Origin of the sequence: Aerosakkonema funiforme FACHB-1375, from assembly GCF_014696265.1 — a bacterium.
In the GTDB taxonomy this organism is placed as follows: Bacteria; Cyanobacteriota; Cyanobacteriia; order Cyanobacteriales; family Aerosakkonemataceae; genus Aerosakkonema; species Aerosakkonema funiforme_A.
In genome coordinates, this window is the sequence record NZ_JACJPW010000106.1 from 1 (window position 1) to 14702 (window position 14702).

8 protein-coding genes are annotated in these 14702 nt (G+C 44.4%); 2 read left to right on the forward strand and 6 right to left on the reverse strand.

Annotation, left to right across the window (positions count from 1 at the left end; genetic code table 11):
• Positions 1-105: 105 nt before the first annotated feature.
• The 6 genes from H6G03_RS29340 to leuB form a co-directional block, all read right to left on the reverse strand.
• Complete coding sequence (locus tag H6G03_RS29340; protein ID WP_190472729.1) at positions 106-330, reverse strand: hypothetical protein; 225 nt, start codon at positions 328-330, stop codon at positions 106-108.
• 521 nt (positions 331-851) lie between these two features.
• Positions 852-1691, reverse strand: a complete 840-nt coding sequence (locus H6G03_RS29345) for a prepilin peptidase (RefSeq protein ID WP_190472733.1) — start codon at positions 1689-1691, stop codon at positions 852-854.
• Between the two features lie 3 nt (positions 1692-1694).
• The gene (locus H6G03_RS29350; protein WP_190472735.1) at positions 1695-3785 is read right to left on the reverse strand and encodes a two-component system response regulator; all 2091 of its coding nucleotides are present in this window, start codon (positions 3783-3785) and stop codon (positions 1695-1697) included.
• 23 nt (positions 3786-3808) lie between these two features.
• Complete coding sequence (locus H6G03_RS29355) at positions 3809-6736, reverse strand: PAS domain S-box protein (protein ID WP_190472738.1); 2928 nt, start codon at positions 6734-6736, stop codon at positions 3809-3811.
• A 99-nt stretch (positions 6737-6835) separates the two neighbouring features.
• Positions 6836-7147, reverse strand: coding sequence for a hypothetical protein (locus H6G03_RS29360; protein ID WP_199315538.1), 312 nt, complete (start codon positions 7145-7147; stop codon positions 6836-6838).
• Between the two features lie 31 nt (positions 7148-7178).
• Complete coding sequence (gene leuB, locus H6G03_RS29365) at positions 7179-8276, reverse strand: 3-isopropylmalate dehydrogenase (protein WP_190472741.1); 1098 nt, start codon at positions 8274-8276, stop codon at positions 7179-7181.
• Positions 8277-9024: 748 nt separating this feature from the next.
• Between leuB and H6G03_RS29375 the strand changes: the two genes are divergently transcribed.
• Positions 9025-9255, forward strand: a complete 231-nt coding sequence (locus H6G03_RS29375) for a hypothetical protein (RefSeq protein WP_190472747.1) — start codon at positions 9025-9027, stop codon at positions 9253-9255.
• A gap of 294 nt (positions 9256-9549) precedes the next feature.
• Complete coding sequence (locus H6G03_RS29380; protein ID WP_190472750.1) at positions 9550-14622, forward strand: WD40 domain-containing protein; 5073 nt, start codon at positions 9550-9552, stop codon at positions 14620-14622.
• The last annotated feature ends 80 nt before the right edge of the window (positions 14623-14702 follow it).

The window sequence follows — 14702 nt, forward strand, 5'->3', positions numbered from 1 at the left end:
GCCATTAAAGTGCGTTCAGCGTTATTCAACTTGAGTTCGAGTTTGATGGCGTACATAGTTTAAATGCCTTAATATCCGGACTTGTCCTGAGAAATGGGGATTAGATCACATCTCTTCCCCTGCTTGCTCCTCTTCTAGGGGGCTGAGCAGAAGCAGGGCTGTCCAACGATCTTCCGGTCGCACCTGCAAAGCAGCAGGACTACCCGTACCTAGATAAGAGGCTATGCCCAAGTCGAGTATCCGAGTTGGGATCTGGTGAGCAGCAAGGATTTGCTGCATTAACTCCGCTTCCCAGCGGGTACGAGTGGTTTTCAGTACGATCCAAGACACAGGTTGATTTTATCATAATCCGCCGTCAGACCCCGATCCTCTATAGAGTGGGGATATAAGGCGGGTGAATTTTGTCAGTCAATCCCGATAAAATTCACAGATCGATTGACTGGAAAATTGTCTTTTTAGTGAGACAATACTAATATAAATTTACGTGGTCAGAGGTCGATACATCGTTTTTGTTTACGAGTTTAAATGCAGCGTAACTCCAGAGCAGTATCAAGCTATAGACTCAGCGATTCGTACTTCACAGTTCATCCGCAATAAATGTCTTAGAGATTGGATGGATAACAAAGGGGTGAATGGTTACGACTTGAATAAATACACTGCTAGGTTAGCTAAGAATTCCCTTTCACATCTCAAATCAACTCGACGGCAAGGCCATCTGATGCACAGCTTTGATGGGATCGCTCGCTAGGTTTTTCGACAATTAATTTTTGTCAATTTCCAGATTATTTTTGTTATTTATTCCCTTTCTTATACAGATATAAAATGTTAGTTTTTTTTAGCATATAAAACCTTCAAATCAATGGAAAAAATAGTTTTAGGTACGTAGCTAAAATATCTTCCCCGAAAAAAACAGTCAATGCAGCTCCCATTGCCAGGAAAGGGCCAAAAGGCATCAGCTGGCGGCGACTTAACAAACCAAGTGCGATCGCACCTCCACCGACAAAAGATCCGATCGCACAAGCTAAAAATCCAGCCAGCAGTAAATATTTCCAACCTAACCAAGCGCCCATCATCGCTGCTAATTTGGCATCCCCTCCACCCATAGCCTCTTGCTGAAAAACGAGCTTTCCTACCACAGCGATCGTATCAAAAAGCCATATCCCCAATACAGCACCAGCAATACCTGACCAAAGCCAGCTGGCAACACCTGCTGCACTGTATGCTGTCAGAAAACCGAGAACGCCTTTAAATACCAAACCAGTTACTAAACCCGACTGAGTGAGAGAATTAGGCAAAGTCATGGTATCCAGGTCAATCAAAGATAAAGCCAAAAGCCAACTTAAAAAAGCGCAATACCCGAAAGTTTGCCAATAGTCAAGCGTTTGACCGGATAAACCAAATCTAAACAAAACCAACAAAAATAAAATGGCGGTTGCTGCTTCCACTAAGGGATAGCGTATCGAAATGGAATTTCGGCAGTATCTACAGCGTCCCCGCAACCATATCCAGCCAAAAATCGGTACATTGTCGTAGGCTTTTAACTTATTGAGGCACTGCGGACAGCGAGAGGGAGGAAACAGTAGAGATAAACCTGCGGGCAACCTGTAAACTACAACATTGAGGAAGCTGCCCACAGACGCCCCCAGCATGAAGAAAAACACAATTATCGGTAATGCAGTGAAGATATCCATGTTTTACTGTTGTTCGATCGCGATCGACATTTCTGCCTGTTCTGATGGTAACGGCCTAGAAAAGAAATAACCTTGTCCGCATTCGCATTTTAACTCTCTGAGTTTTGCCAGTTGTTCTGCCATTTCCACCCCCTCTGCAATTACATCCATAGCCAGGTTATGCGCTAGCATAACGATGGTTCGGACAATTTCTAAACTTTCGCTATCTTCACTCATTCTGTTCACAAAAGATCGATCGATCTTGAGAGTATTTACTGGAAAGCGATGCAAGTAACTAAGAGATGAATAACCGGTGCCAAAGTCATCAATACACAACTGAATTCCCAAAGCTCTCAGTTGCGAAAATATGGCAGCCGCAGATTCAGCATTTTCAATGATAGCGCTTTCTGTAATTTCCACCTTTAAACTGCGTGCATCCAAACCAGTATCCCGCAGAATTTGGTCAATTTGCTCGATCAAATTTGATTGCCCGAATTGTTTGCTACAAAAATTAACGCTGACTGTCAAAGATGACGTAGTGGGTATTTGCTTTTGCCATGTTCGCATTTGACGACACGCCTCCCGCAGCACCCACCAGTCTATTTGCACCAGCAACCCTGTTTCTTGGGCCAGCAGTATAAATTCTGCCGGTGCAAGTAAGCCGCGTTGAGGATGCTGCCAGCGTACCAGCGCTTCAAAACCGACAATTTTGTTAGTTACCAGCGATACGATCGGTTGGTAGTATAACCGAAATTCTTGCCGTTCGATAGCTCGTCGCAGGTCGTTTTCTAATTGGGAGAGAGCTAGTATTTGCAGGTGCATACCTGTATCGAATATCTGATAACATCCTCTCCCATATGATTTGGCACGGTACATAGCAATGTCAGCGTCGCGGAGTAAATCTTCTGCTCGTTCGTAATTTGAGGAACTGGCGACTATGCCAATGCTGGCATTGGTGAATATTTCGTATTTGTCTATATTTAAAGGTGTATTGAGTTCTCTTAAAATTCGCTCGGCTACTGTACAGGCATTACTCATATCTTCAAGATTTTCCAAAAGGATGGCGAACTCATCTCCTCCCAAACGCGCCACCGTATCAATGTTACGTAAAGTGTTTTCTAGATTTTTGGCGATCTCGATCAGCAGTTTATCTCCAATAGCGTGTCCAAAACTATCATTAACTACTTTAAAACGGTCGATATCTAAAAATAATACTGCAAACAAATATTCCTTGTCTCTTTTTGCTTGTTTGACTGCTCGATCGAGCCGTTCCACAAACAGAGCGCGATTTGGCAAACCTGTCAATCTGTCGTGAAAAGCTTGATAGCGCAATTGTTCTTCTGCTTGCTTGCGATCGGTCATATCCCAGAAGACTAAAACTGCACCCATAATATTTTCTCGATCGTCTTTAATCGGTGCAGCGCTATCACCTATAGGCACTTCTTTTCCATTCTTAGCTAAAAGAATAGTTTGCTCTGGCAAATGGACAATTTTACCTTCATTAAGTGCTTTAATGACAGGACTTTCAATCGGATTGCGGGTAGGCTCGTCGATAATATTGAATACTTCTGTCGAATTTCTACCGATCGCCTCTGACTGCTGCCAGCCAGTTAGCGCTTCCGCCATCGGATTCATAAAAGCGATCCGCGCCTCTATATCGTTAGCAATCACCCCATCGCCGATACTTTTAAGTACTGTGGAAAACCATTTAGCATTTTCTTTTAATTGCCTTTCCATTTGATGTTTGTAAATTGCAATTTCAATAGTTGTGTTTAATTCCCTTTCTTCAAACGGTTTAATAATATATCCAAATGGGCTTGTATTCTTAGCTCTTTCTAAAGTTTCTTCGTCAGCATAAGCAGTTAGATATATTACTGGAATATCGAAACGCGATGAAATTTCTTCAGCAGCTTCTATACCATCTATCTCTCCTCTTAACCTAATATCCATTAACACTAAACACGGCTTTAATTCCCCAGCTTTTTTAATCGCTTCATCCCCTGAATCTGCGATGGCTGATACACGATAACCTAAATTTTCTAAAATATTTTGTAAATCTATAGCTACGATGCTTTCATCTTCCACAACTAAAATTTTTTTAGCGATCTTATTCATTGCGTTTTGATGTCCAGCTACTTTTATATTTTAGCCTTGGCAAACGTAATTTTAAACTCCGCTCCCTTGCTAGTATTCAAATCTAGTGTACCTCTTAACTGATTGACTAAGCCGTTCACTAATTTAATGCCCAAACTGTTTGCGTTTTTTAAATCAAAATTTGTTGGCAATCCCACGCCGTCGTCGCTTACAATCATTTCTAGCTGATGCTCATCTAGAGGATTTAATTTAATCTGAATTTTGCCTTTTTCACCTTGAGGAAAAGCATATTTCAAAGAGTTAGAAACTATTTCGTTGATAATGAGGCCACAAGGAACGGCTGTATCAACATCTAAAAAAATATTTTGGCCAATTTCCATTACGAGAGTAACATTATTTGAATTAGTTTTATAAGAACGAAACAAATTAATAGTTAATTCCCGAATATATTCGGCAAAGTCTATTTTTGATAAGTCTTTAGAACGATATAGTTTTTCATGGATAAGTGCCATCGATCTGACCCGATTTTGGCTTTCTTGGAATATATCGATGGTTTGTTTATCCTGAATCGTGCGGGACTGAAGTCCAAGCAGGCTGCTAATGACCTGCAAATTGTTTTTAACGCGGTGGTGAATTTCCTTGAGCAACACCTCTTTTTCTTTCAAAGATGCCTGTATTTGCGCTTGTGCTTGCTGGCGAGCGATCGCAGAAGAAAGCACATTTGCGATCGCTTGCAGAAAATACACATCATCTTGGGTGAAGATGCGTTCTTTGGCTGCGTAAACTTCCAAAACTACAAAGGGAAGATTTGTACTTTGCTCAACAACGACACTCATACCGCTGTGTACTTCTCGATCTTCTACAAGGGGGGAGTCACCAAACCCTACCTCGGCAGATAAGTCTGAAAAGATTTCCGAGTTTGAAAGTAAGGTGGAGTCTGCCTGTGGCAATTTTGGATTTGGAGATTGTTTTTCGGATTCGATCGCCTTCGATTCCTCTTCAGCAGACTGCAATCCAAAATCTAAAATACGCAATCCAAAATTGACGGTGGCGCTACCCAAGAGTTTTCTTTGCCAACTTACTCCAGGCCCTTGCTGCAAAACATCCCCTCTACGGAGGATTTCCAAAACAGAGCAGTATTCGACTTCCAGAGTTTGTGCGGTAATAGCGCAAGCTTGGTTGAAAATACTGGCAAGATCGTTGTGGGCCAAAGCTTGTTGGCCGAGTTCAGCTACTGCTGCCTGCTGACGAATGCGGATTTCTAGTTCTGCCTCTACCCGAACGCGATAGGCAATTTCCGTCTGTAATTCTTCGTTGGTTTTTGCTAATTCCTTGGTACGTTCGCGCACGCGCAGTTCTAGATCGTCGTATGCTTTTTGCAGTGCAGCTTCCGCTTGTTTGCGATCGCTGATATCGCGTCCTTCCGGAATCAGCAGAACAACTTCTTGGGCGTCATTTTTGACAGGTTTGAGGGAAAAGTCGATTGTGGCGACAGTATCGCCGACACCCTGGATATCGACTTCGTAACGCACGAAATTACCTGCGGCTGCTTGAACGATCGCTTCTTGCAATCGCTTCTGAGTGTCCCTGGAAATACTCCACCACCGTGCCTCCCAAAACGGACGGTCGATCGCATCTGTAAGCTCGATTCCGCCAAAATCCAACACCGATCGGTTCGCTTCTAAAAGCGTACCATCTGGTTTTAGCAAACCAACAAATTGAAAAGTTTGATCGAAAATAGCGCGGAAACGTCTTTCACTCTCCCGCAACGCCTGTTCGGAAACCTTGCGATCGGTAATATCGCGCAAAAAAACAGTAAATATTTTTTCACCTTCTAATTCCATTGCCGAAATCGAAGCTTCAGCCGGAAATTCCGTACCATCCTTGCGAAGACCAAAAATTTCCCGCCGCTCCCCCATTCGCCGCGCCGTATTTGATGACCACCCAAATCCGACAACGTGTTGGCGATGAATCTCTCTGTATCGTGAAGGCAAAAGCACATCGAGGGGTTTACCTATAATTTCAATGGCTTTATATCCAAATATCTTTTCTGCGCCTTTGTTAAATAAAGTAATCCGTTGACTTGCATCGACGGAAATAATCGCATCGTCAGCAATATCCAAAATTCCGCTCAGACGCGCTTGCGATATCAGTAAAGCTTCTTCTGTGCGCTTCAATTCGGTGATATCTCTACCCACAGCTTGAAACTCGATCGGACATTGTTGCCCATCAAAAATTGCCCGGTTAATCCATTGCTGATAGCGAATTTCGCCGTTCGGTCGCAGGATGCGGTTTTCAATCGTGGTAACGGGATTTTCTAGAGTGATAGTACTCAGTTGGTTTTCGATTTGTTGTAAATCTTCTTGAAAAATAATTGGCGCAAAGCTGTGTCCGATCAGCTCTGCTTGTGTTTTGCCGAAGTAGCTACAGTAAGCTTGGTTAACGAAGATAAAGGTGTTATCCGGCAAAAAGCGACAAATCAGTTCGGTTTGATCCTCTACGATGGCGCGATAGCGAGCCTCGCTTTGGCGCAATGCCTCTTCGACCTGCTGACGTTCCTGGATTTGGTTTTCCAGATTGCGGTTGATTGCTTCTAGTTGTGCGGAACTGGGGAGAGCCAACGCTTTGGGAATCAACGGCACGAGTTGCAAAGCTGTATAAAGGGAAACTATCGCAGTTATAACCTTGATCGATCCAGATAGCCAGTAGGTGGGATACCACAGCGTCCAAACTTCCATTATATGGGTGGTGCCGCAAGCAATGATAAATGCGCCAAACAGCAGAAAAATCGATCGGTATGGTAAATCTTGACGCTTGCGGACAAAGTAGATCAGCGCTATCGGAATAGAATAGTAGGCGATCGCAATTAAAGCGTCGGATACTACGTGCAGTCCTACCAACTCCGGCTTCCACAGGTAGCAGTGACCGTGCGGAATAAAATACCCCGAATCCAAAAATTCTTTTAATATCATTTTTTGTGCAAAAAAGCTTTCAGGAGTAGGGTTGGCATTGCCCGCCCTACTCCTTATTTAGCAAAGATTGGCTATTTTCTCCAACCAGAAAAACTGCCGCTAATATAATTCCGATTCAATCTGACTAAACGGGACAAAAATTTCTTGCGGCAATAATATCGGCTGGCCAGAAAAAATTAGCTTACCCCTGAGCGTTACTCGATTGAGCGCTACACCAGTAGGACGCTGAACCAGCTTGGGATGTGTCTGATGGTAGGTTCGGTAAATTTGTCGAGCGGCTTGCAGTATAGCTGGGTCTGGTAACACTGGAAAATCTTTCCTGTCTCCCTTAGTTTCTATCCGTTGCTGAGAAGCCTGTACCGCTAACCTATCCCTATCTTCTAAGCTCGACTTTAATCGATTTGTCTGCATACAGCAATAAGCGCCACTTTTGGCGAATAGATTAGGATTGGGGGTTTTCCAGCGCTTGTAGCAGAGCATCCCCCATCGCTCGGCAACCCACAAGCGTCATACCATTCGACATAATATCGCCGGTACGATAACCATTGTCTAGAACTTGCAGTACTGCCCGCTCAATTCGGTCTGCCGCCTCTGGCCGATCGAGTGCGTAGCGCAGCATCATCGCAACGCTGAGAACTTGAGCTATGGGGTTAGCTTTATCTTGACCGGCAATGTCGGGGGCAGATCCGTGGACGGGTTCAAATACACCCGGCCCATTTGCACCCAAACTGGCAGAAGGCAACATACCGATACTACCCGTTAGCATAGCAGCCGCGTCTGAAAGAATGTCACCGAAAAGATTGCCGGTGACTATGGTGTCAAACTGTTTGGGAGCCCGCACTAGCTGCATGGCAGCATTATCTACATATAAATGAGTCAGTTCGATATCTTGATATTCCGATGCTAACTGAATGATGCGATCGCGCCACAACTGCGAAACTTCCAGCACGTTTGCCTTATCCACCGAGCAAAGTTTACCGCCTCGTTTGCGAGCCGTTTCAAACGCTACCCGCCCAATGCGATCGATTTCGCTTTCGGTGTACGCCATCGTATTCACTCCCCGCTTTTCGCCGGTTTCTGTGGCAAAAATTCCCTTCGGTTGACCGAAGTAAATGCCACCGGTGAGTTCTCGTACCACCATAATATCAACGCCTTCCACAACTTCCCGCTTTAATGTGGAGGCATCGATCAGCTGGGGTAAAATTTTCGCCGGTCGCAAGTTGGCAAATAACCCCAGTCCAGACCGCAGTCCCAACAAGCCTCGTTCCGGTCGCTGATGAGATGGTAAGCTATCCCACTTCCAACCCCCAATTGCCGCCAGCAAGACGGCATCGCTTTGGCGGCAGGTTTCCAGTGTAGCGGCGGGTAGGGGTTCGCCTGTAGCATCGATGGCCGCACCGCCGACCAGCGCTGTTTGGAACTCAAAATGGAGGTTTAGTTGCTGACCCACCAGTTTCAGCACATCTACCGCGACTGCCATGATTTCGGGGCCAATCCCGTCTCCGGGTAAAAGGGTGATGCGGTATTGCTGCTGTGTCATCGATCGTTCTGTTTCAAAGTAAGTGCCTATTTATTTTTGCACTGCGGGTGCGATCGCGTGCCGGTGCTATTTTCCCAGTGTACTGCGTACCTAACCGAACGATTTGGCGGCTTTGATTCCGCGATTTTACCGATCGATATGCTGTCAAGCCCAATTTATGAGATAATAAATACGTAGAAATGTGGAAAGTCTGTACTCCAAAAATAAAGTATTCGAGCGACCTCAAGCACTAGAAAGGGCGATCGAACATCACACCCAGAGAAACAGATGACCCATCTCTGACCACAGTCCGCTGAATCCCAATTTCTCAACAAAATCGGTGTTTGGGTGCAATTCAGGTGCAACTACAAGGGCTGAAAGTTTCTATCGCTAGGGCGTCGGGCGTCGGGAAGAGGGAAGAGGGAATAGAGAATAAGGTGACGCGAATCATCTAAAAATTTTCCGGAATTTCAAGCTCTGTCCGATCGTTGCCCAGCCAATTCAAAATCCTCTCTTGCGAAGGTGGGTATCGTGACGGTCACCGCCAAGACGCCCACTTCGCGCCAAATCCAAAATCCAAAATCGTTTGACCGGCTACAACTGCTCGATCGAAGCAAAAATTGTTCCCGCAGTTGATATCCATTAAATTCCATTTGCCGCAAAATCATCCTGACCCCCGGCTATGACCCATGAAGCTAGTCATGAATCGGAAGTATCGGCAAAAAAAACCTAAATCTCCACAGGCTCCGCATGGGAAGGTGAGAGTTCAATGAACAAGAAGTTTTTCAGTTTAATGATAATGTTCCCTCTGCTAGTAACCGATACAGGTCAAAGTTTTACCCAAAGTATCGATCGGATCGTTCCCCGTATTGAGATTTCCCTGTCGATCGCAAAAGCTGCCGTGTTACCATCCGATCTCAACCGACTGGAGCCGTTTATACTTACGGCTAGAGGTGGACAGTCGCCAAAATGCCGCCGGACAGGGCTGGGCTGCAAATAAAGTTACGCGGTTAATTTGGATATTACACAGATTTCTCTCACAGTAGCTCGTACAAGGGGTAAAAACCTAGACGCTTCCAGGTAAAGGTAATGGTAAAATACGTCGATCGCCCACAAACCTCACTCGTGTTTACCGGGTGAGAGCCTGTCTTGCGCGTAAATTATTATGACTGATGTCTGATACGTCTGCGGCAAAAATATGCACCCTTATTTTACATCTCGATAGAAAAAATCATGGCAAAGGGAGCTATTTTGCAATCGATCCGATTTTAGCAAAAGCGCAAAATTTTCACTTGTGGGTAACTCGAAACAACTACTAAAAGATGCCGCTGTACAGAACGATCGCTCCCTGAATACGCTAAAGCGAGCGATCGCACTTTCTCAGGGGCAATTTTCTTTGGTGTTGGCGAACTGTAACTATGGGCGCTTGCGATCGCAGATACTACAACGTTTGCGAGAACTTTCCAGTTTCAATATTCGCGAAATAGTTCTGCCCGAATTAACTACAAGAATTTATCCTATTATTCAAGCAGAATTGGGAGATACTCGACCTTCTGCTTTAATGATATTTGGTTTGGAATCTGTAAGCGCGATCGAAAGCTTGCTAACTTCCAGCAATCAAATGCGAGATGAGTTGCGTCAAAGTTTTCCATTTCCTTTGGTACTGTGGATAAACGATAAGCTACAACAAAAACTAATCAAATTTGCGCCGGATTTGACAAGTTGGGCAGCCACGCCAATTAAATTTGTCATTGCCACAGATGAATTAATAGATTCCTTACGCCAAAATGCAGATTCTTTATTCGCTTCCATTTTAGAATCTGACGCGGTTAATTGTCTGAACAATTCAGCGCTCGACTTAGAAATTGGTTCTTCGCGTCGCCTAGAATTAGATTTTGCTCAAACAGATTTACTTCATCGCGGCATAAAGCTCGATCCCGAACTAGAAGCAAGCTTAGAATTTGTCTTCGGTCGCGATGCTTATGCTAACGATATAATTGATGTCGCTTTAGATTGTTATCAGCGTAGCTTAGCTTTTTGGCAGCAGGTAAATACAGATTTTGTTTTGAGAATACCGGATGTAAATAACCACTTAAACGATCCAAAATCCAAAATCCAAAATCCAAAATTAAAAGAGGGATTGCTGCTATTTCACATCGGTCTTTGCTATCGCAGAAAAGCAGATTTAGAACCCGCAAAAAGCCGCCGTCATTGGGAGGAAGCACGCAAATATTTACAGCAATGCGTGAATGTTTTTGAAGAGCTAGAACGGCCAGATTTAGTCGCGAAATTCATCGGACATCTGGGCGAAGTATTACGACGGATGGAAGATTGGGATAATTTACAAAATCTGGCCAACAAGTCCTTACAACTGCATATAACTTACGGAAATACAGACTTTAGTAGTGAAATTTTACAACTAGCTCAAGATTATGTATTCTTGGCAGAAGTAGCTCTCAAACGACAAAACTGGGAAGGAGCTTTGTATTTAGCGACTTTGGCAAAAACTACTTTATCTGATGTGGGAAAATACCCTCAACATGAAAATTTAGCTCTTTTACTTTTAGGTATAGCTCAACAGCAACTCGGTCAAATAGAGTCGGCTATAAGTAATCTGGAAATGGCTCGTTCTGCCAGCAATGCTCACTACGACCCTCGCCAATATATACGTATTTTAAAAACTTTGCGATCGGTCTACTTCCAGCAGAGTCAATATCGAGAAGCATTTCAAATCAAACTGGAACAACGTTCGATCGAACAGCAATATGGTTTCCGCGCTTTTATTGGTGCAGGTCAGTTAGAACCTCAAAGACAAGCTACTAACCCCGCATTAGTAAATATCGATCGTACTGGAGCAAATGCCGGATATCAAGGAACAGTTGCCCTAGAAATTGCTACTTCCGGACGCCAACAAGATGTTTATCGTCTCATCGAAAGAATTAGCCGTAATGACCAAAAACTAACTGTTATTTACGGTCAGTCAGGTGTAGGGAAAAGTTCGATTGTCAATGCAGGATTAGTACCGGCATTAAAACAAACTAGCTTTGGCGCAAGAGATGCTTTGCCAGTTGTGCTGCAAGTTTACACAGATTGGAGTGAAACCTTGGGAAGAGGACTGGCACAAGCGCTCAAGGAAATTAAAAATATTCGCCTAAATTACCCCCTGTACACACCACAATTAATATTAGCACAACTCCAGAAAAATCAAGAAAGAAATTTGTTAACTGTGCTAATTTTCGATCAGTTTGAAGAATTCTTCTTTGTCGGCTCTAATTCATCTGAAATCAAACATTTTTTTGATTTTCTGCGATATAGCCTTAATCTTCCTTTCGTGAAAGTCATACTTTCCATAAGAGAAGATCATCTGCATCGTTTGTTAGGTTGTCAGCGCCTTACTAACTTGCCAATAATAAACAACGATATCCTCAGCAAAGATATCCTCCATTACATAGGTAACTTTTCGCCAGCAGACGCCAAAGCGCTAATTCAAAGCTTAACGCAGCGTTCTCAGTTTTATTTGGAAGAAGCTCTCATTGATGAATTAGTAAGAGATTTGGCCGCAGATTTTGGAGAAGTAAGACCCATTGAATTGCAGGTAGTGGGAGCGCAGCTCCAAGCAGAGAATATCACAACACTTAGTAAATACCAAGAGCGCGGGCCTAAAAACCGACTTGTAGAGCAATTTTTACAAGAAGTTATTCATGATTGTGGCCCTGAAAACGAACAAGTAGCGCTACTTGTCTTGTACTTACTCACAGATGAAAACGGCACAAGACCGATCAAAACTCGCGCTGAATTAGCATCTAACTTAGAGGCACTAGAAGAGCCAAATAACTTAGACTTAGTGTTGTGGATTTTAGTCAAATCCGGGTTAGTTTTTCAGTTACCGGAATTTCCGGCACAGCGCTATCAACTAATTCACGATTATCTAGTTACTTTTATTCGCTATTTGCAACAACAGGAGTTAGGCTTGTTGGAACAAGTTGAAGAACAGCGAGAAGAACTGATCCGCAGGCAAACAGAAATTGTACAACTTCGTCAAGAAAAAGAACTTTTGGCAGAAATAGCAGATGTACGCTATCAATTCCTGAACGACTATCTCCAAACTTTGACTCGTCATTCAGAAAAACAAGGCTTGTTAGCCGAGTTAACAGATTTGCGTCATCGGGAAGAACTGAGTCAGGTTGTAATTGAGCAATTGCGCCAGGAAAAAGAACTGCTAGCTGCACTTGCAGACGCCAAAGAAAAACAAAAAAGAAGTGAAGCTTGGCGCAAGCGAATTCAGACAGGAAGCTTAGCAGCTGCCTGCGGGGCTGTATTTATATTGACCGGCTTGGTATTCTCGGTAAATTCGCAAAAAAAATTAGCACAAATTAGCCAAATCAAGGCGATAAGTGCTTCTTCAGAAGCCCTGGTTGCTTCTAATCGAGAGTTTGATGCGTTAATAGAAAGTTTGAGGGCAGTTAAACAACTGAAATCAATTTCTACGACAGAAGCTGAGATCCATATTCCAGTTGTAACGGCACTGGGACAGGCAGTTTACGGAGTCAGAGAGTACAACCGTTTGGAGGGACATACTAATAATGTTCTGGGCGTCGTTTTCAGTCCGGATGGAAAGATTATCGCCACCGCCAGCGATGACAAAACAGTAATATTATGGAGACGGGATGGCAGTTCGATCGCCACTCTCACAGGTCATAAAGCGGGAGTTGCCGCCGTCAGTTTCAGTCCCGATGGCCAAACTCTTGCGACCGCCAGCGCCGACAACACCGTCAAACTCTGGCATCGCGACGGCACTTTACTGCGTACCCTAGAAGGGCATACAAATGATGTGACTTGCGTAACTTGGTCACCCGACGGTCAGACTGTGGCGACCGGCAGCGCCGACAACACTGTTAAACTGTGGCGGATTGACGGTAGATTAATCAGAACTTTTAAAGGCCATACTGATTGGGTACTGGGCGTTAGTTTTAGTCCCGATGGCCAAACGATCGTCTCTGGTAGTGTAGATAAAACCATCAAACTCTGGCGACTGGATGGCAAACTAATCAATACCCTCACCGGACATCGCGATGCGGTTCAAAATGTCGCATTTAGTCCCGACGGTAAGTTAATTGCAAGTGCTAGCGAGGACAAAACGGTCAAACTCTGGCGACTGGATGGAACTACGATCGCCACTTTGACCGGACACAAAGATTTGGTGCTAGACGTAAGTTTCAATCCGCAAGGCGATGTGATTGCCTCCGCCAGCGCCGACAAAACCATCAAACTCTGGCAGCGCGACGGTACTTTAATCAAAACCCTCAGCGGACACGGGAATGGCGTAAGGGCGGTAGCGTGGTCGCCCGACGGTGGGACTCTTGCCACCGCCAGCGATGACAACACCGTTAAACTGTGGAGAATTGACAACAAGTTACTAAAAAGGTTAACAGGTCATCAAGATTGGGTCAACAGCGTTAGTTTCAGCCCCGATGGGCAGATTTTGGCTTCCGCCAGTTCGGACGCAACTGTCAAACTTTGGCGGCGTGACGGTAAGTTGCTGAAAACGTTGACGGGACACAGCAACTGGATTCTCGATGTTAGTTTTAGCCCAGATGGGGAGACTTTAGCTACTGCCAGTGAGGATACAACGATCAAACTTTGGCGGCGGGACGGTACTTTACTCAACACCCTCAAGGGACACGATAAGTCAGTCACCAGCGTGACTTTTAGTCCCGACGGTCAAACGATCGCTTCTTCAAGTGAAGATAAAACTGTGAAACTCTGGCGGCGCGATGGCACTTTACTTCAAACTCTCAACTTAAATGTCAATGGGATATGGGGGGTTCGTTTCAGTCCGGACGGTCAGATAATTGCTTCAGCTACTAAGGATGGTACTGTCAAACTTTGGAGTCGGAACGGTAAAGAAATCGCTACTTTGAAGGGGCATAACGGGTCGGTGAATTGGGTGAATTTCAGCCCGGACGGTCAAATAATTGCCACTGCTAGCGATGATAAAACTGTTAAACTTTGGACTCGGAACGGCGCTTTCATCGATACTTTAAAAGGACATAGCGGTTCGGTGAACTGGGTGAGTTTCAGCCCGGATGGCAAGACGATCGCTTCTGCTAGCGATGACAATACCGTTATACTCTGGAATTTTAACACTAGGGAACCCAATATTTTGAAGGGTCACAAGGGTAAGGTTTTGAGCGTGAATTTCAGCCCGGATGGCAAGACGATCGCTTCTGCTAGTGAGGATAAACAGGTGATTTTATGGAATTTGGATCTCGAATATCTCCAGGTACGGGGTTGCAATTGGGTACGCGATTATCTGAAGACTAATATCAATGTTCGCGAGAGCGATCGCAACCTCTGCGAAAATTAAAAATTAGCTCTTTAATCTTTATCGCAACCCATGAGGCGTCAATTAGGAAGTTGTCAATTCTACAAAATGTTTAATTCTAG